19 protein-coding genes are annotated in these 22,791 nt (G+C 46.4%); 7 read left to right on the top strand and 12 right to left on the bottom strand.

The window, feature by feature from the left end; all coding sequences use genetic code 11:
• Positions 1-75: 75 nt before the first annotated feature.
• Positions 76-1,896 (top strand): WG repeat-containing protein, encoded by a 1,821-nt coding sequence (locus DF182_RS23765; RefSeq protein ID WP_113618279.1) that lies wholly within the window; start codon positions 76-78, stop codon positions 1,894-1,896.
• A 149-nt stretch (positions 1,897-2,045) separates the two neighbouring features.
• Positions 2,046-3,710 carry an ArnT family glycosyltransferase gene (locus tag DF182_RS23760; RefSeq protein WP_113618278.1) on the top strand — a complete coding sequence of 555 codons (1,665 nt, stop codon included), beginning with the start codon at positions 2,046-2,048 and terminating at the stop codon, positions 3,708-3,710.
• Between the two features lie 80 nt (positions 3,711-3,790).
• On the opposite strand, the gene DF182_RS23755 is transcribed toward DF182_RS23760, so the two are convergent.
• The 7 genes from DF182_RS23755 to DF182_RS23725 all read right to left on the bottom strand — a co-directional run bounded on the left by DF182_RS23755 (position 3,791) and on the right by DF182_RS23725 (position 13,767).
• On the bottom strand, positions 3,791-4,642 hold the full coding sequence (locus DF182_RS23755) for a 2OG-Fe(II) oxygenase (RefSeq protein WP_113618277.1): 852 nt from the start codon (positions 4,640-4,642) through the stop codon (positions 3,791-3,793).
• Positions 4,643-4,801: 159 nt separating this feature from the next.
• A complete protein-coding gene (locus DF182_RS23750; protein WP_113618276.1) occupies positions 4,802-6,016 on the bottom strand; it encodes a TlpA disulfide reductase family protein in 1,215 nt (404 codons plus the stop codon).
• Between the two features lie 6 nt (positions 6,017-6,022).
• Positions 6,023-7,378, bottom strand: a complete 1,356-nt coding sequence (locus tag DF182_RS23745; RefSeq protein WP_161964238.1) for a RagB/SusD family nutrient uptake outer membrane protein — start codon at positions 7,376-7,378, stop codon at positions 6,023-6,025.
• A gap of 10 nt (positions 7,379-7,388) precedes the next feature.
• Complete coding sequence (locus DF182_RS23740; protein ID WP_113618274.1) at positions 7,389-11,072, bottom strand: SusC/RagA family TonB-linked outer membrane protein; 3,684 nt, start codon at positions 11,070-11,072, stop codon at positions 7,389-7,391.
• Positions 11,073-11,161: 89 nt separating this feature from the next.
• On the bottom strand, positions 11,162-12,331 hold the full coding sequence (locus tag DF182_RS23735) for a FecR family protein (protein WP_161964237.1): 1,170 nt from the start codon (positions 12,329-12,331) through the stop codon (positions 11,162-11,164).
• 83 nt (positions 12,332-12,414) lie between these two features.
• Entirely contained in the window at positions 12,415-13,002 is a 588-nt protein-coding gene (locus tag DF182_RS23730) for an RNA polymerase sigma factor (protein WP_161964236.1), read from the bottom strand.
• Between the two features lie 111 nt (positions 13,003-13,113).
• Positions 13,114-13,767, bottom strand: coding sequence for an RNA polymerase sigma factor (locus DF182_RS23725; RefSeq protein WP_113618271.1), 654 nt, complete (start codon positions 13,765-13,767; stop codon positions 13,114-13,116).
• Positions 13,768-13,900: 133 nt separating this feature from the next.
• On the opposite strand from DF182_RS23725, the gene DF182_RS23720 reads away from it, so the two are divergent.
• Positions 13,901-14,260: a hypothetical protein gene (locus DF182_RS23720; protein ID WP_147243529.1), complete on the top strand. Its 360-nt coding sequence runs from the start codon at positions 13,901-13,903 to the stop codon at positions 14,258-14,260.
• A gap of 42 nt (positions 14,261-14,302) precedes the next feature.
• Here DF182_RS23720 and DF182_RS23715 read toward each other — a convergent pair whose 3' ends face one another.
• A complete protein-coding gene (locus DF182_RS23715) occupies positions 14,303-14,515 on the bottom strand; it encodes a GNAT family N-acetyltransferase (RefSeq protein WP_262511119.1) in 213 nt (70 codons plus the stop codon).
• 204 nt (positions 14,516-14,719) lie between these two features.
• Here DF182_RS23715 and DF182_RS23710 point away from each other — a divergent pair, with 204 nt between their 5' ends.
• Positions 14,720-15,940 (top strand): TCR/Tet family MFS transporter, encoded by a 1,221-nt coding sequence (locus tag DF182_RS23710; protein ID WP_113618268.1) that lies wholly within the window; start codon positions 14,720-14,722, stop codon positions 15,938-15,940.
• On the opposite strand, the gene DF182_RS23705 is transcribed toward DF182_RS23710, so the two are convergent.
• Positions 15,902-16,654, bottom strand: a complete 753-nt coding sequence (locus tag DF182_RS23705; RefSeq protein ID WP_113618267.1) for an ATP-grasp domain-containing protein — start codon at positions 16,652-16,654, stop codon at positions 15,902-15,904. The genes DF182_RS23710 and DF182_RS23705 overlap by 39 nt on opposite strands.
• Before the next feature lie 177 nt (positions 16,655-16,831).
• Here DF182_RS23705 and DF182_RS23700 point away from each other — a divergent pair, with 177 nt between their 5' ends.
• Positions 16,832-17,797, top strand: coding sequence for a helix-turn-helix domain-containing protein (locus DF182_RS23700; protein ID WP_113618266.1), 966 nt, complete (start codon positions 16,832-16,834; stop codon positions 17,795-17,797).
• 91 nt (positions 17,798-17,888) lie between these two features.
• The gene (locus DF182_RS23695; protein WP_113618265.1) at positions 17,889-18,188 is read left to right on the top strand and encodes a thioredoxin family protein; all 300 of its coding nucleotides are present in this window, start codon (positions 17,889-17,891) and stop codon (positions 18,186-18,188) included.
• Between the two features lie 81 nt (positions 18,189-18,269).
• Here the strand turns inward: DF182_RS23695 and DF182_RS32555 are convergent, their stop codons facing one another.
• The 3 genes from DF182_RS32555 to DF182_RS23685 form a co-directional block, all read right to left on the bottom strand.
• Positions 18,270-18,410: a hypothetical protein gene (locus DF182_RS32555; protein WP_153260012.1), complete on the bottom strand. Its 141-nt coding sequence runs from the start codon at positions 18,408-18,410 to the stop codon at positions 18,270-18,272.
• Between the two features lie 122 nt (positions 18,411-18,532).
• Entirely contained in the window at positions 18,533-19,018 is a 486-nt protein-coding gene (locus tag DF182_RS23690) for a hypothetical protein (protein WP_113618264.1), read from the bottom strand.
• A gap of 414 nt (positions 19,019-19,432) precedes the next feature.
• Positions 19,433-19,768 carry a hypothetical protein gene (locus DF182_RS23685; protein ID WP_113618263.1) on the bottom strand — a complete coding sequence of 112 codons (336 nt, stop codon included), beginning with the start codon at positions 19,766-19,768 and terminating at the stop codon, positions 19,433-19,435.
• A 558-nt stretch (positions 19,769-20,326) separates the two neighbouring features.
• Here DF182_RS23685 and DF182_RS23680 point away from each other — a divergent pair.
• Complete coding sequence (locus DF182_RS23680; RefSeq protein ID WP_113618262.1) at positions 20,327-22,786, top strand: SEL1-like repeat protein; 2,460 nt, start codon at positions 20,327-20,329, stop codon at positions 22,784-22,786.
• The last annotated feature ends 5 nt before the right edge of the window (positions 22,787-22,791 follow it).

The raw sequence follows: 22,791 nt of genomic DNA, 5'->3' as shown, positions 1-22,791 counted from the left end.
GGCCGGATTAAATCCTGTCTAATACACATAAGCTGTTATAAAAGTCCCTATTTTGTGTACCCAACCACCTATGCCATGAAAACGTTCCGTTTCCTGCTGATATTCTTTACTTGTGTCTATCTTTTCAACAGTTGTCATTTCCCTTCTTCGCCTCTCTCCCTGTATTGGGAAAATGGCAAAACAGGCTATATCAACCAACAGGGTGAAATTGTTATCCCTGCCCGTTTTGCTGTCGGCGAGGATTTTTCGGAGGGTCTTGCCAATGTCCGGGAAGGCGGACTGTATGGTTATATCAATGCAAAAGGAGAATGGGTGATCCGGCCCAACTACGATTATGCGACACCGTTTTCCGATGGGCTGGCATTGGTGTATAAAGGAGATAAGGGACTATATATAGACAAAAACGGCCATGAAGTGATACCACCCGGATATATGGGCTGCAGGCCGTTCCGGAATGGGGTAGCCATTATTGACCACAGGCCCGGACACAGCGGCCTTATTGACAGGAAAGGAAAACTGTTGCTGGACACCAATTTTTACAGCATCACCCCGGTGACCCATAACCTGCTGCTGGTAACCAGAGACAACGAGAAAAGTTTTGTTACAGATGGCCAGGGAAGGCCACTGCCAGCGTTTCACCAATATGATAATTTTAAGTCATTGGATGAAGGCTATCTGCTCGCCGAGCTACAACAGCCTGACAGCAACAACAATACTTCCGTAGTGCTGGATTCAACCGGAAAAGCGCTATTCCGGCTGGATCTCCGCAAGATCAGCACCGATAAATTTTCAGCAGGCAAATTGATATTCAATAAAACAGCCTACTATGGTAACGACACCTACGGCTTTATGGATAAAAACGGGCATATCCTTTATCAGGACGACAATCGCCGGATCGACGGATCATTCAGCAGTAACAGGATTTTCTTTCAGGCAAAAGATGCTGTCCTCCTGATCAGTGGTGAAGGCAAAACGATAAAAGAATATCACGGTTATCAGCGGGAAGGCTTTCAATATAACTATGCTTTTGTTAGGGTGAATGATAAATATGGGATGATCGACACGATGGGCAATTATGTTATCCGTCCGAAATACGAAGAAATTATCCCCGAAGGAATGACTGCCGATCGTTTTTTCTTCCGGGGTTATGATAGCAACAGAAAAACACGCCTCATCGGCATGGCAGACAGAACAGGTAAAACACTGCTCCCGCTTACGCTTGACAATATTAGTCCGGAAGGATTTAAAAGTGGGCTAATACTATGTTTGCATGAGGGCAAGCTCGCTTATCTTAATCCACAGGGAAAATTCATCTGGCAGGAAAAACAGAATACTAACAAACCACCTTTAAACATCGATTATATGCATCGGGGATACTTCAGGGTGATGGAAGAATGGGATGAAAAAATGGCTTTTTACCAGCATGAATGGCCCGCTCCCAAACCCATACCGATGAACAGCCCTCTCTTGCCTCGTCAGCTGCAGATAAAGGTGGATACCACTTCCAGGGACACCTTTGACACTAACTACAAAGGATATACTGTTTTTATATACAATACTACCGACTCCACGATTGCCTTTGATAGTCAGGATAACCGACTGGATATGAAGATGCAGGCCAGATGTGGCTCCGAGTGGAAAGACATTGAATTTTTACCCAGTAGCTGGTGTGGCAACAGCTACTATGAGGTTAAACTCAAATCGCAACGATACTGGCAATTAACCTGCCCCGTATATGAAGGCGCTCAAAAAACACGCCTGCGGCTCGTACTCTACTATCATTCCAACAAGGAAGCTGTCTACAGCAATGAATTCAATGGCAGCATCAATCCCGGGCAGTTGTGGAGAAAGGAATACTACCAGCCGTCCAACATCATGGACCCTTACTACCAGTAGGTAGTCGAAGAAAAATTAATAGCCGTTTGCTGAATGGTCAGAATTCATAAAAAACTAATTCTCTAAAATACAAAGAGCGAAAAAAAAGAACCTATATTTATGAACTCATTTTTTCCCAGAAAAACCATCTCAAAAAAACGCTCACAAATATGCGTGCAATCAAAGTTTCGAACGTTGTATTATTGGCTGTAGTGGCCGCATTGCTATTTATTCCATTCCTGGGGCGGGTGCATCTCTTCGACTGGGATGAGATCAATTTCGCCGAATGTGCCCGGGAAATGATCAAACTGGATGATTATTCACGCATTTACGTCAACTTCAAACCATTCTGGGAAAAGCCTCCCATGTTTTTCTGGATGCAGAGTACAGCCATGAAGCTGTTTGGCATTAATGAATTTGCCTCCCGTCTTCCCAATGCGATATGCGGTATCGTTACCCTGGTAACATTGTTCCTTATCGGGTCCAGGCTGTACGACCGGAAATTCGGTATACTCTGGGTACTGGCTTATGGCGGGTCATTGTTTCCGAATATGTATTTCAAATCAGGCATCATTGACCCCTGGTTCAACCTCTTCACCTTTATCTCCCTGTATTATTTCATTCTTTATCATTGGAAACGGAATGACTACGATAAACCCGGTCTTAACAGGACACCATTGTTCTATGCCGTATGGTCGGGCCTGTTCATGGGACTGGCTATCCTCACCAAAGGGCAGGTAGCACTGATGGTATTCCTGCTGGTACTGGGTGTGTACTTTATCTGGAACCGTTTCAGGTTCTTCTTTGGCTGGGGCCATGCACTGCTGTTCCTGGTGGTGGCTACGGCAGTATCCTGTACCTGGTATGGATGGGAGACCTGGAAGAATGGTCCCTGGTTCATTACCGAGTTCCTGAAATACCAGTACCGGCTCTTCACTACCCATGATGCAGGACAGGCGGGCTTTTTCGGCTACCATTACGTAGTGATTCTGATAGGCTGCTTTCCCTCCTCCATCTTCGCCATTCCTTCTTTTTTCAAAACTACCGCCAGCAGCCGTTCTGACAAAGATTTCAAACGCTGGATGGTGATACTGTTCTGGGTGGTGACGCTCCTCTTTTCCATTGTACAGTCCCGTATCATCCACTATTCATCGCTGGCCTGGTTCCCGGTTACCTTCCTGGCGGCCTACACTTTTTATAAATGGGATCTGAAAGAGATGCCTTATAAAAAATATATAGGCGTACTCGTTACCATCCTGGGTGTGCTGGTGGCTGTGGCCCTGTTAGGCGTAACCCTGGTGGCCCTGAACCTGAAAAAACTCATCCCCTATGTGAAAGACCCTTTTGCACAGGCCAATATGGCTGCTGACGTACATTGGAGCGGCTGGGAAGGCGCGGTAGGCACCCTGATGGTGATTACGCTGATCGTAGGTGTGGTGATGCTCCGCAAACAACGCTTCACTCAAGCTGCCTGGACTTATTTTGGCGGCACAGCCCTGGTGATCTTCCTGGCTGCGGCCATCATTGTGCCCAAGGTAGAACGCTACTCACAAGGCGCGGCCATCGACTTCTTTGAGGCCCGACAAGGAGAAGACTGTTATGTGACCGTACTAGGCTACTGGAGCTACGCCCCCTTCTTCTACACTCACAAGGAAAAACCCGCCAATGAAAATGCTTACAGCGAAGAATGGCTGCTGAAGGGCGATATCGATAAACCAGCCTATTTCGTTACTAAAATAGACCGCGTAGAAGGATACCTGCAACATACTGGTATACTGGAGCTATACCGGAAGAACGGATTTGTGTTCCTGAAGCGGGAAAAAGTAACAAAGTAAAAGGAATCAAAACATACATGTAAAAGGACCGAAGCGAAGAATACTGATATCTTCGCTTCGGTCCTTTTAGTATGGATACTTTATTTTTTTCTGGAGAAAAACCGCAGCACGCTGCTCACCACTTTATCATTGGAGCCCAGCCAGCCTTTGATCTCGGTATAAAGGGCTACCATGGCGTTATCCAGTTTCACCATCAGTTTTTTGGAGCCTTCACCCGGACGGGCCATATAGTGGGTAGCCCTGCGAAAAGGTTTATCTTCCTCTGTATAATAATACAACGCAATAGACCTCCTGAAAGCATCTTCCGGGCAAGTCATCGGCTCCGGATGCCCATGGTAGGAGTCCGCATCTGTATTGAAGATCACACAGCGGTTGAAAACGGGTAGTACCTTTCTTTTGCAGGCCTTCATATCCCGGTCCCATAGTTCCAGCTTGCCACCCCATTCTTCTTCCCAGTCCTTGTTCAGGTATACCAGGACATTCACCCGGCGCTGCCAATGCCGGTGGTGGGGATGCACCGTAAAGTCAGCATGGATGTTTAGGAATCCTCCCCTCCTGGACTGATGAATGCCCCCTCCTTCGAGGAAGTCATCCTTTATCAGGTTTTTGATACCTGTCAGTTCACTAAGGAATGCGAGAAACTCCGGCGAATTTAGTTCATGGATGGTTTTTCTGATGGTCGCCGGCAGCATGTCCAGCTTGTTCAGCCCTTTCTTACGCTCATTGTAGTGTGTGTAATTGATCCAACCATCTGATTCATTCAGCTTGTTAAACTCATCAACACACTCATCCAACACCTCCGGGTCCAGGAAATTCTCTAAAACGATATGTGGGTAAGGGTTCGCCCCTTGGTACGATTGACTCAACTCCGACAACTGGCCATTCCATTTCTCAGAGTCAAAAATCTGTGTAGTGGTTTGTGCAAACTGCATCTCGGAAAATATTTAAAGAGGAATATGTAAATATAAGGTAATTCATTTGATACTCCATCCAAACATATTTCCAAAATGCAGCCCGTTGAAATATAGCAATAGAGGATTGCACTTCTCCCACTCGGGATAGGCGTTACCGTTTCCGGAGGCAGCTTGTTTTTAGAAAGCAGTGATCTTCTCTCCCAGCAAATCTTTCAGCACCATATCCAGTTCACCACCGCGTATATTACTGGACACCACCCGGCCGTTTTTGTCGAGCACTACTGAAAATGGTACCCCGGAAACTTTGTACTGACGCGACACTGGGCCGTTAAATCCTTTGGTATCACAGAGTTGTGTCCACACCATTTTCTCTTCTTTCAGGGCTTTAAGCCAGTCTGCATTTTTTTCATCTATGGAGATGCTGATGATGTTGAAGTCTTTGTTGCTCACCACTTCATTCAGATGGCGCAGATGCGGTATCTCACCTCTGCAGGGTCCGCACCAGGAAGCCCAGAACTCCAGCATATTATACTGACCGGGCTTTACATACTTCGCCAGCTTCACGGGCTTACCTGCTGCATCTATCAGCGGGATATCGATAAACCGGGTACCTTTAGCTACTACCTTTGCTGCAACAGCAACTTCTTTCATGGCTTTCATCGCCGGAGAAGCTGCCAGGGAACCATCCAGACTGTTTACCAGCTCATCGATCTCTTTGGCAGTATATTGCGAATTGGCCGTATACAGCAACCCCTGCGCCATAAAGACAGACACAAGATTCTTTGGATGCTGCTTGATGAAAGCCATCTTTTTTGTATTCATTTCCGTCTCTGCATTTTTGATGGCCCGCATCAGCTCTATTCCTCTGGCGGTATTAAATTTGCCATCCAGCGCCGGCAGATGATATTCCCGCATATATTGATCATTCCATTCACCGATGCTTGCAGACAATGACTGATTCTCTGCCTGAAACGTCTCATACAACGCCTGTTCTGCAGCCCCCTCTATACGAACATTCTTTTTACTTCCTCCTGTATTGTAATAATAGCCGGGCATACTATCAATATGCGGTACAGACAGTTGCACGTTTTCATCTCCCATAAAAAGAATCACCTGCTTACTGTCTTTCTTCACACCGGGATTACGATCTATCAGCAGGCGGCAATGATGTACCATTCCCCATGGATGAGTACCCCGGATCACAAATTCACCATCCCGGGTAACCGCCGAATCCAGATATTTTTTACTGGAATAAATATCTTCCAGGTATACTTTAACACCATCTGCTACGCCCGGCAGCTTTCCACTCAACTGATACGGCTGTTGAGCTATTGACACTGATCCAGCCAGTACGGCTGTAATCATTAACATCATTCGTTTGTTGATATTCATATACAATTATTGTTTGTTTAGCGGCATATATGGGTTGAAAGATTGTACCTGCAACGGTATCTGGTAGGTATAGCGCAGGCTGCCCGGTTCCAGGGTAGCCAATACCGTTACACCGTCGGCGGCTATACGTCTTACAGCGGGCATACGTTTGTCCTGGTCCAGCCGCTTCATATCCATCCAGCGTACACCTTTGAACGCCAGTTCCCGGCGCCTTTCCGCCAGAACGGCCGTTATTGCCTCTTCCCGGCTGGTAGCAGTCAGCTCCTGATATCTGGCCGGCGTGAAACGGTTCTTTCGTATATCATTGTTGACAATATCCATAGCTGCCGTAATATCTCCCTGCCGGGCCAGACATTCTGCTTTATTCAGGAGTATTTCAGGATAGGTAATGCCCCTGTTGGGATTGTAGGACAAAAAATTGCTGTAGTTGAGCGCACCGGGATTACCTGCTATATTACGTTTTGCAAAAAAGCGGATACGCAGGTCTGCAGTGGTATCATAACAATTAATCAGGTCTGCTGCATAACGGAAAGTAAGATTGTTGGCATATCGTACCAGTATTTCCTCCGGGCTGTTGTTGGTGGGTGGCAATGAGCGACCCAGATACTGGTTATAATTCACTACGGCAGCCTTCCCATTGGCGATCACCAAATCGGCATATTTTAAGGCACGGGGATAGTCCTGCATATTCATGAACAAACGACTGAGCAATGCATAGGCCACGGTTTTAGTAGGCCTGGTATTGTTGATATTAGTTTCTTCCAGATCCGGAATGGCCCGCTGCAGATCATTGATTAACTGCTGATAAGACTGCTCCAGGGCAGGACGTTCCGGCGTAGGCACGCTGATATCTGTAGATGTAATATAAGGCACGCCATATACGCTATTGGCTGTTTTCGGATCATAAGCCGGTGAGAAAAAGGACAACAGGTGCATATAACAGAAAACCTTGCCGGTCAATGCTTCGGCATACAACTGTTGTTTTTTCTTCATCGTACCGTTTTCTGCAGACAGTACACCTTCTGTTACTACATTCAGGTTGGCAATACGTTTGTAGAGGTCCAGCCATATATCCGGTTTCTCCGGGGAGGCATTGATATAAGGATTCCAGAAATACAGATTAGCAGGAGCCGACACCTGATTCCTGGGAGACAGGCTCAGATCGGTTACATCATCGGTAGCCAGCAATGGACTGGTCAGACCAAAACTGTTGACAATATCCACATCATTCAGCATAGCCTCATAATCATTGATAGTACTGGCGATGATCACACCTTTGGGCTTCACGTCCAGGAACTTGTTGCAGGCTGCCAGACTCATTAAGCCCGGCAGCATAATATATAGTAACAACTGTTTTCTCATTGGATGCATTTTAAAAATTAACATTCAGGGACAGGGTATATGCCGGAACAACCGGCAGGCCTCTGGTACCAGACAAATAATTGAGCGTCTCCGGATCTATATCATTGCCACTGAAAACATATTTGAAAGGATTCTGTACCTGGAACACCAGCCGCGGATTCAGCAATCCTGCCTTTTTAGCCAGCTTCTCATTCACATCCCAGCCCAGTGTGACATTGCGCAATACCAGAAAATCCATTTTCCGGAAAAACTGTTGCGCATAATCATAACCGGTTCTTACTGTATAGTATCCGGGCTCACCGTATTCCACCGGTAATCCTGGTATCATGGTATGCTGTTCATCACCAGGCTGCTTCCAATAGTTTTGTATTCCTTCCAGCGGACGATCCCCAAAAATGGATGGTGGTTTTACACGGGCTACATTACCGCCATAGTACATGATCAGGAATGACAGGTTTACATCACCGAAATCAAAACGGTTGTTGAGGCCCAGCACATAACGGGGATCATTGACACCCATATATTTCAGGGAAGAAAAAGGAACATCCACCCGCGGTCCAAAAGACAGCACCAGTGGTTTGCCATCTTCTCCCCGCACGATAGGCTGCCCGTTTTTATTCAGCCCAAGATAGTTATGGGCAAACACGGCACTGATAGGATACCCCACTACATTTTCCGGATAACCTACACGGGTAAAATCATAGAAGCCGGTAAACTGATTCGCCACATTCAACACTTTACTCTGATTAAAGGAGCCAGTGACCTGTGTTTGCCATTTGAATTTTTTCCCGGAGATATTTACCGTATTAATGTTGATATCGAGACCTTTGTTGATGATGGAAGCATTGTTGAGAGCCGCATTGGACATGCCTTTGGTGGCATCTATCCCCAGGCTGGAAAATATATCCGTTCCTTTTTTGATATAATAATCGATGCTGCCATACACGCGGCGCTGCCAGAACCCGAAATCAAGTCCGGCATTGTAGTTCAGCGTTTTCTCCCAGCGTAGCTGATTATTACGCAGTGTTTTGATACCATAACCTACAAGTGTATTAGGTGTAAGATTATTAATCGCAGCGCCCAGGATGGTATAAGGTCCGCTCAGCTTAATGATATTACCATTGTAACCAGCAGATAGCCGCATTTTCAGCTCATCGATCCAGGTATGTACCGCCATAAACTGCTCCCGGTGCAGGTTCCAGGAAAAACCGGCAGACCACAACGGCGTATAACGGAAACGGGGGTCCGTACCAAAAAGGTTCGATTGATCTATACGAAGGCTTCCGGTGATACTATATCTTTCATCATAGGTATAACCACCATTGGCATAACCAGAAATAAACCGGTCATCCTGGTAAGTTTCCCTGAAGAAGTCCCTGAACATCGTATAGTCGTCGAGGTAACCATAGTCTACCGGTATCAACACATCTTTGTATTCAGGAGATACCTCCCGGTTACCGATCAGGCTGAGGTCTACCGGTTTCATGGAAAGGGTGTTACCATCATATCCGAAAACGGTGCTCAGCCTGCTGGAAGTAGTGAGCCTGCGCACTTCACCACCTGCCAGGAATGACAGGTCATGTTTATCGTTCAACAGTTTGTTATAGGTGGCCTGACCTCTGACGGTATAGGTATTGATAAGGCTTTCCGTGGTTTTATTGACACCGCCCTGTGGGAAACGAAACAGCGGTTTATCGGTATAAGGGTCCCTGGCAGCATAATAGTTCAGCATCAACCGGGTTTGATTGGCATTTTCAGAAGCCCAGTCTGTCAGTGTGCCCTGTTGTCTTTCAAACACGCCCCCCAATTCCAGCTGCAGCCCGGGCATCACCTTAGCCCGCAGGTTTCCTTGCAGACGGTAAATATTTTGTTTGAGGTGGGTGCTGGATTCAAACATCTCCTGATAAGGATAATAATAAGTATCATACAATCCCATCTTCATGTTCTCAGCATTTCGTTCCGGGCTGATGGTACCGTATTGTCCATCAAATCCATAATAGGAGTCGTTGTACGGCGACAGATAAGCGGGCAGCGGATTACCGGCATCATCCAGAAAATGCTGATAAGGGCGGAAGGAGGTATATTCAGGAATAGGCACCCGCTTATCGTTCAGCGTTGAAAAAATACTCTGTACGTCTAGCGTGAATATCTTCATAAAATCAAAAGCACCTCTGTAGTTGATACTCGTTTTATCGAAGGCGGAAAATTTTTCTCCCCGTTGATTATCTACCCGGTTAACACCCAGGAAATACGTGGCATTGCGGTTACCGCCATTAAAGCTGAAATCGATGGTACGTAGCTGCTGGTTCTGCAGGAACAACCGCTTATAATCGTCCGTATTATCGTATTGTTCGTAGGGAGCCAGGAGCTTATCCGCCTCCTGCTGTGTAATATGGCCATTATACAGATCATCGGCAATGCTGAAAACAGGGGTATAGGTACCATTGGCTGCGTCCAGTGCTTCTTTGGAGAGCTCTCCCCTTTTCATGGAATTGAAGGCACTGGCTATTTCGAAATCAACGTATCCTTTGCCGGTCAGCAGTCCCAGTTTGCGATAGTCTGGTTTGGGCTTTACCGTCATGGCCGCCGTAAGATGGAACTGTGGTTTGCTGTCGAGGCCCTTGCGGGTATTGATCACTACTACGCCGTTGGAAGCGCGTACGCCATAGATAGCGGCAGCGGCAGCATCTTTCAGAACAGTGATGGATTCAATATCATAAGGGTTCAGTGATTCGATGTTAATTTCTGTCGGATAACCATTCAATACAATCAACGGTTTTTTGACAGCCTGAAAGGTGGATACGCCGCGAATGGTGAAGGGGCTGGCATTGGACGGATCGGTGACGCCGGTCTGGTTCATATTCAGTACGAGGCCGGCCATACGTCCTTCCATGTTTTCAATGATATTGCCGGTTACCGGTACGCTCTGCAGGTAGGTTTTACGATCTATCACGGTAAAAGCGCCTGTCAGCTGTGTTTTTTTCAGTTTCTGATAACCGGTACTGACTTCCACCACATATTCTCCCAGTTGGGCGACGACCGGTTTCATGATCACATGCAGATCCTGCTGGCCGGGCATTACTTTTACCAATACCGGCTGATATCCCAGGAAAGTGACCAGCAGCGTTTCTCCGGGGACAGCTTTGATGCTGAACCTGCCACTTCCATCGGTGGGAGCGAAACCCGGTTTGCCTTGTATCGCAATGGTGGCACCGGGTAGTGGCGTGCCGGTGCTGTCTGTGACTACGCCGGTTACTGCTGGATTTGTTTGTATAGCAGTAACGTCGGCGGCTGGTTGTTTGTCGGCTGTTTTTCGTGTAATCGTGACCGTTTTACTACGGATAAAATAGTCCAGCCCCTGATCTTTGAGTACGGCCGACAGAAAACTTTCCAGCGGCATCTGTTGGGCTGTTACCGTTACCGGCCTGGCTTTGCGGATGATGTCGTAGTTGGCTACCACGGTGTATCCGGTTTGTTTTTCAAGGTCTGTAAATACCTGTTCCAGCGGAGCACCGGCAGTTTTGATAGTGACCACCTGGGCCATTACTGAAAAGGAAACATGCAGTAAGGCCGTGGTGAGCAGGAGCATGATGCGCTTCCTGCGGTTGATTCCGGTTGATAACTTACCGGCGGGGATAGTTGCCGTTGTTCGGCAGCCTCCCATACGCCGGTGGTTGACGTGATTTACTTGCATTGATGCAATGGTTGGTTAAGATTCACAAAAAATACTTCCCTTCCGGGCATCCAGGTGCCCGGGCAATTTCTGTTGGCTGATAATAATGATTACGGTATGACGATCAGTTTTTTACCATTCTTCTCCAGGCGTACATGTACCTGTGATTTCTCGAGTATCAGCAATACATCAGACAATGGCAGGTCTCTGCCCATTTTTCCCCAGAAAGTGATGTCCGGGATATTTTTTTCATAAGCCACTTCGATATCGTACCAGCGGGCGAGCTGGCGCATTACCACATCCAACGGCATACGGTTAAAATCAAAGACCCCGTTTTTCCAGGCCACCACCTGGGCCGGATCTATACCCGTGGCCACCTGCAGACCATTCGCCCGGTTTGAAGCTTCCGCTTGCTGTCCGGGGTGCAATCTTACCGTAGTAGCCCCTTTGGTAACATTGACAGCCCCTTCCAGCAAAGTAGTGCGGATATATTGTTCGTCCGTATAGGCGTTGATGTTAAAGCTGGTGCCCAGTACCGCTACCTCTACGACTCCGTTGACCTTCACATGAAAAGGTTTGGCAGCATCAGGAGCTACTGTAAAAAAGGCTTCTCCGGTTACTTCCACCAGGCGCTGTTTGCCGGTAAAGGCAAGCGGGTAACGCAGGGAAGAAGCTGCGTTCAGCCATACGGTGGTACCGTCGGGCAGTACCACCCGGAACTGGCCTCCACGGGGAGTACTCAGTGTATTGTATCCAGCTTCGGTTTTATTACCGGTATGTTTATAGGTAAGCAGTCCGCCTTGTTGCTGTGCTAAAATGGCTCCCTGACTGAGCTGCTGCTGGCCGGCGCTGTCCAGCAGCACTACTTCGCCGCTGGCAAGCGTCAGTACAGCTTTGTTATATCCCGGTGTTGCCTGAATGGCCACTGGTGCACTTTCAGGCATTGTCCTGTATTGTTGCCGGACATACCAGGTGGTCGCTACTACCCCTAATACTACAGCTGCAGCCCACCATACGCGCCGTGCTATACTTCTCGGAGATTTATTACGAACAGGCCCGGTGGCTTCGGCAGCCTCAAAGATCGCCCGGAGCATAGAGCCCATGGTTTCTTCCGGAATATCTTCCAACGGTTTATCTGCTGCCAGCAGGTCGTCGATAGCCGCCCTGATCCGGGCCTCATTGGCTGGCTCCTCCAGCAACTGTGACAACTCCAGCTTTTCAGCAGCATCTGCTGTGCCTGCAAGGCATTTCTGATATAGGACGACTACTCTTTCCTGCATAACCATTCATAAAGATGCATACGCATCTATAACTATAGTCTCTAAAAAAATATCCCTTGGGGGGGTGGGTCACCAGATTTTTTTTATCTGATGTTCATGAGGAGTAGTAAAGCGCCCAGGGGAAGCTGTGCCAGGCAATAGGCTCTTACTTTGCGGTTGGCTTCATCCAGGTTGAATTTCACCGTTTCCGGAGAAACACCCAGCATGGCGGCCACCTCGGCACGTTTAAAGCCTTCCTGACGGATAAGCCTGTAGGTTTGTTGCTGGCGGAGTGGAAGACGGGAGACAGCCTTGTCCAGCAGTTGTGTGTATTCTTTATCCAGCAGCGGATCTTCTGCATTATTGTCTGCCTGTATATTTTCTTCCAAAACACCAACAGGGCTTACCTTTTCCTTTAAAGAACGATGGAAGGCGGTATAGATGGTGTTACGGGCTACCCCGTTGAGCCATGCCGGGAAATGCGTTACTTCGGGCAGCTCTGCCCTTTTCAACCAAACTTTCAGGAATACGTCCTGCAGCACTTCTTCTGCCAGCACAGGCTGATGCAACAGCTTTAACGCCGTAGTATATACGTTACGGCGATACCTTTTCACCAGCACGGTAAATGCCTGTTGGTCTCCTTCGGCGACCAGCAGCAGCAGTTCACTTTCCTTTTCCCATTCATGTTGCATGGGGGAAAAATACATATTATTTATTGGATTATCCAAGCCTCTACCTGCAGGCATAAAAAAGCGGGGAACAGGATATGTTCCTGTTCTCCGCTTTGACTGTATATATTATCATTAATGAATACCCAGTTCCCTGAGTACATTGTTGACAATCCGGTCGCATCTGATAAGATGGAACGGAAACACCACATCGTTTTTGTAGAAATTAGCAACGTGTTCCCGCAGCATCATTTTGGCCCTGATCTGCCGTACTTTTACGTTGACCTTCGAAATATTAAGCACCTGACTGGTTTCTGCCACATTCAGCTGTTCTATTTCCCGTAATACAAACACGGCCCGGTATTTCTCCGGGATACTCAGAAGTGCCTTTTCCAGCACTTTACCCAGTTCTTTGTTAATAACTGTATCCACCGGCGTTTCTTTGGTTTTAGGAGTATCAGGATGATGTTCCATACCCGTGATATCTTCGCCGACAATGTTTTTCGCTTTTTTCAGATGCTGGCTGCATTCATTGATCAGAATCCTTTTCAGCCAGGTACCGAAGGCAGACTCCTGCCGGAATTTGTCCAGATGCTGATAGGCATTGATATAGGTGGTCTGCATCACATCTTCCACATCCATGTCATTATTCAGGAAAGACATCCCAATCCTGAACAGGCTGGTATTGTGGCGACGCATCAGTTGCTCAAACAACCTTTTTTCCCCAGCCAGTACCCTGGTAATGATTTCATTGTCTGTAAGCGTGTCAATAGGCGAAATGATACTCATTGAATTCGGTTATTAGATGAATAAAGTCTCAATAAGTTACAAAAAAAGTCCACATTTTGTAACCTTTCCTGAAATCTGCACTCTAATCCATATCGCCGGGTATAAAGTGCCTGGTTTAACCTGATTAACCTAAATGAGCAAAATCGAAACAATGACCGTAGGCCGAACTTTTCAGATGACAGGAACTGCATTTCCGGCTCTGACGCATCAGCGTATACAGGAGCTGAAACAGACCCCCAGAGGTCAACTTATCATGAAAGAGGCTTTTGCCGCCTTCCCGGAACTGGTAAAATCCATGACCAGCTCCCTGCAGGAAGGGCTATCCCGCTATGAAGAGACACGTAAAAGAGAAGGACGTAGTCCAGAGCAGCAGCAAACCCTGGCTGCATTGATAGAAGACTATCAGTTCCTGGAATTCGCCCAGCATATTATGTTTATCAAGTGGCGGGAAGAAAAAAAGCGTTTTCTGCCCGATAGTTACCAGGCCAACTAATACTGTTTTATTCGGCTGTAGCAGCCAACATTATCCCGGAGTTCAGACGGTCCGCAGCATGTACAGGTCTGCATAATGGTACACCTCAAAGCCGTTTTTCCTGTACCATTGCACGTTTTCCTTCATGGATGTTTCGAGGTAGACAGGGCACCCGCTATGGGCCACCGCCTCCCGAAGCAGTTGACGGCCAATGCCCTGACGCTGTGTTCCGGGCATGACACCGATAAACCAGAGATCGCCGCCGGTATGGCCGATGACGCTATTGGCTTTAGGAAAACAATTTAACGTAAAACACCCGGACGCTTGTATTAAATCCTGATGCTTTTCATTACCTTCGCTGTATCATGAGACAATAATTAAACACATACGGCGGCTCCCGCCTCTTTATCCTGGCCCTCTCCCATTGCCAGGCTTCTTTTCATGATTATTTCCTAACTTATATTTATTGTCATCTAACATATGAAATCCGTATATCCGTCTGGTTTACTCTTCGTTATCCTTGTTGTTGTAATTGATACTGCCGGTTTTGGTCTGATATTTCCGGTACTTCCGCAGCTGATCAGTGATCTGCTTCATGCAGATATCAGTACAGCAGCCAGATACGGTGGATGGCTGGCTTTTGCCTATGCTGTGATGCAATTTATTTTTGCGCCGGTGCTGGGCAATTTAAGCGATCACTATGGCAGACGCCCCGTTTTATTGTTGTCTTTATTAGGCTTTTCCATTGACTGCCTCTTTCTTGCTTTTGCCCCTAACATTGTGTGGCTCTTTGTTGGCAGAACCATTGCCGGTATTACTGGAGCCAGTTATGCGGTAGCATCCGCCTGTGTGGCCGATATCAGTACAGATGAAAACAGAACCCGTCACTATGGACTTATCAACGCCGCATTCGGACTGGGCTTTATCATAGGCCCTGCTATAGGCGGCACCCTGGGACAGTTTGGCACCCATACCCCGTTTATAGTGGCGGCAGCTATGAGCTTTGCCAATTTTATGTTCGGTTATTTCTTTTTCCCGGAATCACTGCACAAAGCCCTGCGCCGGCAGTTTGACTGGAAGAGAGCCAATCCGCTAGGTGCGCTGCAACAGCTGTCCCGCTTCCCGCTGGTAAAATCGCTGATCCTTTCCATGATCTTTGTGTCCATCGCCACGCATAGCATGGAAAGCGTGTGGGCTTTCTTCACCATAGAAAAATTCCGGTGGAGCAATCAGCTGATAGGTTATTCCCTCGCATTCGTCGGTTTACTGTCTATCATATCACAAACATGGCTGGTCAACAAACTCACTCCGGTGTTGAATGATAAGCAGCTGGCTGTTATGGGCCTGTTGCTGATGATCACCGGCTATCTGTTGTTTGCTTTCACCGCCTGGGAATGGGTGCTTTTTCCGGCACTGATTATTTACATCGCGGGCAGTGTACAAGGTACCGCCATGCAGAGCATTATGGCAGCCGCTATGCCAGACAATGAACAAGGAGAGCTGCAAGGGGCTCTCGGCAGCCTGATGGGACTGACCACGCTGATTGCGCCACCACTGATGACCAACAGTTTTGCCTGGGCTACCCATAGCGCAGCACCTGTGTACTTTCCGGGTATGCCGTATCTGGTGGCCGCCCTGATGACGATCATCAGTCTGGTTTTATTACTGAGAGCTTTCGCCCGCAGGAAGGTCAGCCGGTGAGGCAGGATGGATGGTGGCTGAAATGATACAATCCATCACTTTCTCAGCCTCGCAGTTGTTGAGTCCTGCACCCCAGCAGGCATTAAACTCCAGGACAAACCAGCCCGTCTGCGGGTTGCAGGCAATATCAACAATTACAGCAGCAGGTAGCTGATGGCCGTGTTCCCGGATAAAAGCGGTTAAAAACAAGGCACCTGCTGTAAGGTCGGCCTCTCCTTCATATAAGGCGAGGTCGATCAGATGGCCATTCAGCACAAAACCACGGGCTTCAGCTGTGATAGGCGCCACTGCTGCAGCCACTATCACCGCCTCATCTTCCGGCAGTCCGGTTGTTGCCTGAAGGAAAGCATTCAGTGTTGTGAAGATGCCGGCCGGGAATATTTTAGGTACCACCGGCTTAATAAAAACGGGGAAGGCTGTTGCGCTGATTTGCCCTACAGTGCTGAGCGTAATTGATCGTTTGGTCCATTGATGCTCTAAGGAGGCAATGAGGGTATCATCCGGGGAAAGGAGGTCTACCCCGTATATCTGGGCCAGCACAAAAGCAAAGGCCTGATTGCCATAGATGGCAATTTTGCTACGGACCAGTTCTTCATCTTTTATCCAGTATTTACCCAGTCTTCTAATTTGGCCACCTCTATGGGTCCAGGCGGCCACTATCTGTTCAAATTCGATGTCCGTTTTCTCAGGAATCAGCAGTATTGTGTTGTTCATAGAATGCTAATGCCTTGGGAAAATACAACAAACGTGTTCATCTCCCAAACAGCTATTCAATAATTTAATTGAATAGTTGTTTTTCCGTACCTTTAACTGTCAATTCCGCGCAATGCGGAATTGCCTTATACAAACGGGACCGTGGCGGATTAGCTGCCGCCGCCATAAAGTGATGAGATGAGTTATCTAAAAAATACTTTCCGCGAAGTCAGCAATCCACAGGATTTTAAGGAGGAATACCTATCCAGTCCGGATCATTCTTTTTGTGATACCTGTAACTATACCAGTGGCAGGCAGACCAGTAATTTTCTGGAGATCGCCACACTGGAACAGCTCAAACAACTGCATAAACAGTCTTCCTTCAGTAGTACCCGGCGGAAATTCTATACTGCCGTACTCCTCACAGCTGGCAGCAGCCGGGAGACCATCGGCTCCCACACTTATACCTTTAACGCCGGCATGCTATACTTTATCCCCGAATATCAGCTGCATACCATTCATCACTGGAGTGAAGACATCCGGGGCTACCACTGCATCTTTGATGCAGACTATTTTCTGTTATGCCTGAAAAACCAGGTGAAGCTGAATGAATATCCGTTTTTTCAGCATGATCACCCTCCTTTTATTGATTTATCACGGGAAGAAATGGATGACATGGTGGGCCTCTTTCAGAAACTGCAGACAGAATACTGTCAGCGCCAGCGTTTTAATGACGACCTGTTAGTACGTCTGTACCTCAACGTGCTGCTGATAGAAGCAGAGAGGGCTTATCTGTCTCACGAAAACAAAGTGTCCACACCATTGCCAAGAAAAGAGCAGCTGGTAGCATCTTTTAAAAACCTGGTCTCCCGCCACTACATGGAATGGAAGCAGGTTACGGACTACGCCCGGTTATTATACGTTCACCCTCACTATCTGAATGATACTGTCAAAGAGATCACTGGTAATCCGGCCAGCAGTTTCATTCATCATCAACTGATAACGGAAGCCAAGGCACAGCTCATTCAGAGCAATGAGAGCATTGCCGGTATTGCTACGCATCTGAACTTTGCAGACCAATCCTATTTCAGCCGTTTTTTCAGAAAACATACCGGTATCACGCCGGCGCAGTATCGCCAGCAGCATCGTCATCATGCCTCCTGATAAAAACTGCCGTTTGTACCAAAAGTGCAGCGGATCGTATCATTTTTCTGGTAAGGTCTATCCTAATTTTGTTGGCATAAAATGATAAGATATGAGTCAGCAAACAACAGGAGATTCACCAACCTTATTACAGTTTTTTGCGACCTGGTGCCGTCCCTGTAAAGTATTATCCCCGATAGTGGATGCCATCGAAACAAAGATGAGCACTCAGCTACAGGTAGCCCGCGTGAATATTGATGAAGAAGAGGGCCTCACTTCCCGTTTTCAGATTATGGCAGTGCCCACGCTGGTGCTGATGAAAAATAACCAGGAAATATGGCGGCATACAGGCGTATTGTCTGAAAGTAACCTAAAGACAGCGCTGGAATCAGCGCTGTCGGCTCAGCCATAAAGTATAATGGTCGGTTTGGTTTTTTAAAGCATAAAACAAGGTGGTTTATTCAGGAGGCCGTTGGTAGCGGCCTCCTTTCTTTTACCGCCAATAGCCATGCCCATAGTAGTGTTGATGGTAATACGGGCGGTGATAATAGCCTGGTCTGTCGTGTACCACCAGACATCCGCTCAAACCAGAGATCAATACTATCGCTATGATGAGAAATTTTAACATTTTCATGATCGTAAGCTTTTGAATAGTTGTGATGTGTTGGCGGAGCCCTTAACCCTGCAGCAGTTTGGGTTCCTGCAGGTATAGATGATAAAAGCGTGCCAGAATAGGGGGAGAAGTGTTATATAGTGTTAAGAGCGCGGTAACCACTTCATATCTTCCTGGCCTATCAACAACATTTGCTTTCTATCAAAGCTTAAATTACTACTGTTGGCACTTTTCAACACACCAGTGCCCTGCTCAACAGCATCAAAGAGCTCCTTCGATACACAAATCGTCAACACCTGATGAGGTTGCAACTGAAATTCGTAATAGGGATTATAACTACTTCTTGATAGAGATGGTATTTCTGAAATTGAATCAATTTTAATTTTGATAAAATAGTTTGTTAGATCGCAATTTTCACAATTGATCTTCTCTATAACGTTGCCCTTAAACATAATTTTGTTGATAAAAGTCCGGCTCCTATTAAATCTCATTTCAGCCTGCTCACTGATCGCTTTACTATAACCTATAAGGTCGCAACTGCTGATAGACACCAACAAGAGAAGCAAAAAAACAAAGACAGGTTTATTATTCATGTGTAACTTGACTAGTCGGATTTGTTTTGTTCCCATGTGGAAAAATATTTTATAGTACCAATTGGTAATGGATTGGTTTTAATCAACCAATACTCATTTATTTTGACTAGCATAAATAAGTAACTAAATTTGTTACCCCCCTGCTTTTACAGGGTATTTAAAGTACCTTTTTATGACTTTTGGTGAACATATTGCTACGCAGCGTAAGCAGCTTAAAAAGAGTAGGAACATCAGTGAATTACCTGATTGGTGGCTCTACCAGCATGGTACTGGATAAAAAACTACTTAAAAGAATAGAAGATATTGAAGCCCTACCGGAGGAGGAGAAAGAAAAAATTTACTACTTCATCGATATGGCTATTACTTATAACAAAACTAAAAAGCATATTCACGATAGAGCAAAGAGCCGTAGACGCGGTCTATTGTTTTTACTTAGAGCAACCAAAATCCTTAATATCCATTATCCAATTCTGTTACTATCAACTCAGGAGTATCTAAGGCATATCGAAAACTAATGGAATCTCCTTCCCCTAAATTATGAGGATTACTATCCCATCCACCATTATACTGATACTCCTTACTTCCAATCTGATATTTTACTTCTATACTATGGCCTTTATAAGATTGCTTCCGTATAATAATTCCTTTAGAGTAGCCATAGCTTTTATTTATCTGCTCCAGCTTATCTGATTTTGATTTACTCGCATTATTAGCAATCCAATACAGAGCACCAACAATAATTCCGACAATCACAACAAATGTTAAACCTAACTTTACTTTATTCATTTATGAATTTTATTAATACTATTCTGGGTAGCATTCTTTACTACATCACCTGCGGCTCCTTTTGAAGCATTCTCTTGCTGCTGCAGGCAAGAGATAAAAACACTTCTCATCAGGAAAAAATAATATATGCCACCCCGTTATTTACCAGGGTATTTTAAACAGGTATAAAAAATTTATTGGATATAACAGCTAAAACTAGCCAATACAGAGTATTTCATTAGGTACCATTCACATGCCTTTCATAAGTATATCATTATAGGTAAACAAAACTGTATGCCACAGTAACTGTCTCTTTGAATTGAGATTGGCCACTAAACTAACCTGTTACAAACAACACCAGTTACGATGATGTAAAAGTAGCCTTTTTTAACTTTTATATCTGTCTCTTTATTTCGTACCATTTACCTTATGAGGAAAATCCCCAGGGAACGCCTGTATTTTTTACTACGAGCCCCCCATCCAGAAAAAATTTGGCCAATGCCACAAAAATACACATCTTGGCACTTTGTTAAATAACCCGTCCACAACGAACCTGAGCGGAAAATAAAAATATTCGAGATGTCGTACCGTATCTATCTTTACAACTTTAACAACACGGAAAACCACGTCATTCCTGAAGCCCGTGAAAACGGTACTCTGTACCAGCTTTTACCCGTTATCGGTGGCAATGGCAACGATAACCTGATGATGATGGAATGGAAATATGAATTCCCTTTTTTCCTCCATCCTTTGTTTGCAGGCGCTCCTTATCTTGGAACACCGTTATACAATGGAGATAGTGGTGGCATTTATGCTGACGGTCCTGATGGTATCCGTACCCTCAGCGGCTTTTACGATTTTATAGAACAACATGCGGATATACTGACCGATGATCCTGTAAACTTCCGGGAACAAAAAGAAAAAATCTTCAGTTTCCTTGATACAAAAGCCCGCTACAACAGCTTTCACCTTGATGCCTGGGACGTGTTTAATATGGACAACGAGCCTCATGCTGAACAAGCAGCCGAATTATTGTCACTTATACAGGAAACCAACGCATGCATTCAGGCTGCCATTAACGCAAACGACCCTACGTTGCTCAATGAATGCCCGGACCTACGCAAAAATCCTTATGGATTTAAATCCTTCCGGGAGTTTTTCAGTAACAACGTATATGGTTATGGGTGGGAAGTGATACAGTCAGGATATTATGCTGATGATGAAGAAGAGAAAGAAGATGAACAGCAGACTTTCACAGAAAACGGCATGATGGGCCTGAAAGATACAGCAGGGAATATCATCATACCGGCCGGGTATGATGAAGTATTTGTTTTCCCAGGTAATGAAGCGCTAGCCGTCGTGAAACGGGATGGTAAATACGGCTATGTAAACCGCCAGGGCCAGCCTGTTACAGACATCATTTTTGATGATGCCTTCGATGCTGCTAACGGTGTGGCCGTAGTACAGGTAAACGGGAAAGAATATCTCATACAACCGGGTATTACAACACCTGTGACAGGCTATGATGAAATACTCATCATTGCTGAAAATCCGCAGCTGTATGCCGCCGGCAGGGATGGAAAATATGCTGTTATGGATGCAGCAGGCCAGCTAAAACTACCCTTTGATTTCCATTCCGATATGGAGATAACTTATGTAGATGGCATGCCGCTGCTCAAGGCTCCTCATCTTTCTGGTGTATTACACTTTTACACTCCTCCCTCCTTCGCCAGAATAGGCGATGACAACACGGTCCGGGTAGAATGGACAGGAACCTTCAACCATTCACCGCTGCTGCGTACCATACAGGAGCAACAGCAGGGCAAAAAGAAACAGCAGCTGCATGGCCTTGCTACCACCGAAGGGCAACAGCTGTTGCCCACCGTTTACCAGGAGATTGCACCGGGCCTGGAAGACGGAGTGATTGTCCGTCAGCAGGGCAAATACGGCGTATATTCTGCATCAAAAGGATGGATACTGGAAATGGGCTTCGATCGTATCAATCACGTCTATCCAAACGCCTATATCATTGCAAAAGATAAAAAGGAAGGGCTTTATTTTATGGGTCAGCCACTGGTTCCACCAGCATATCAGGTTGTTATTTCCGATGTCATCTGGCTTGGTGAGGACAAATGGGAAACATTGGCCATTAACACCGATGCAGCCTTCCGCATCGGTTCCGATGGACATATTACCCCCCTGACGCCCACCGATATTGCGGCCAAAATAGGTCCTGATGAGCGTTACCGTTATGGTGAAAAAGAACTGGCTATGCTCACTGCTCTGGCCGGCGATGCCGTCCCTGCCGACCTGCTGTACCAGAAAGGCTTTGAGGCATTCGAAAAACAGCAGTATGAAGAGGCCATCCGGTATTACAAAATGGCTGCCGGCAAAGGTAGCGGAGAGGCCATGAATGATCTTGGTTATCTGTATGAAACAGCGGAAGGATATATCGATAAAACCATTGCTTTCGATTGGTACTCCCGTGGCGTACAGGCCGGATCACCGCATGCAGCCAACGGACTGGCCAACTGCTATCAGCATGGCAACGGTACCGCCCCCGACATCCGTAAGGCCCTTGACCTGTACGAAACAGCCGCTGCACATCATGTTCCGCATGCATATTATAACCTTGCGATGCTTTATTATAACGGCGAAAAAGTGCCACAGGACTACGAAAAAGCACTCCGGCATTTTGTATATGCCAGCAGATTCGGTTACGATTGTCACAGCTACGTAGGTTATCTTTTTGAAGAGAAAGAAGATTACAACAACGCCTTTGACGCCTATAAAAGCGGCGTTAAAAACAACGACGGTTACTGCGCCATCAACCTCGCCAGGTTGTATGAGCTGGGCCTTGGCTGCAAAGCCGATCCACGCAAAGCTATCAGCTATTACATCAAAGCAGCGGAACTAGGCGAAGACAATGCACATCTCGAACTGCGCCGCTTATACCTTTACAACGATGTCGTAAAAGACGAAGCCAAAGCCCGTGAGCATGAACAGCTGGCGCTGGATGCAGGGCTCGATATTTCCTGACACCC

This window comes from Chitinophaga flava (genome assembly GCF_003308995.1).
GTDB lineage: Bacteria > Bacteroidota > Bacteroidia > Chitinophagales > Chitinophagaceae > Chitinophaga > Chitinophaga flava.
The sequence above is the reverse complement of the archived record's forward strand: the minus strand, read 5'-3'. Positions and strand labels throughout refer to the sequence as shown.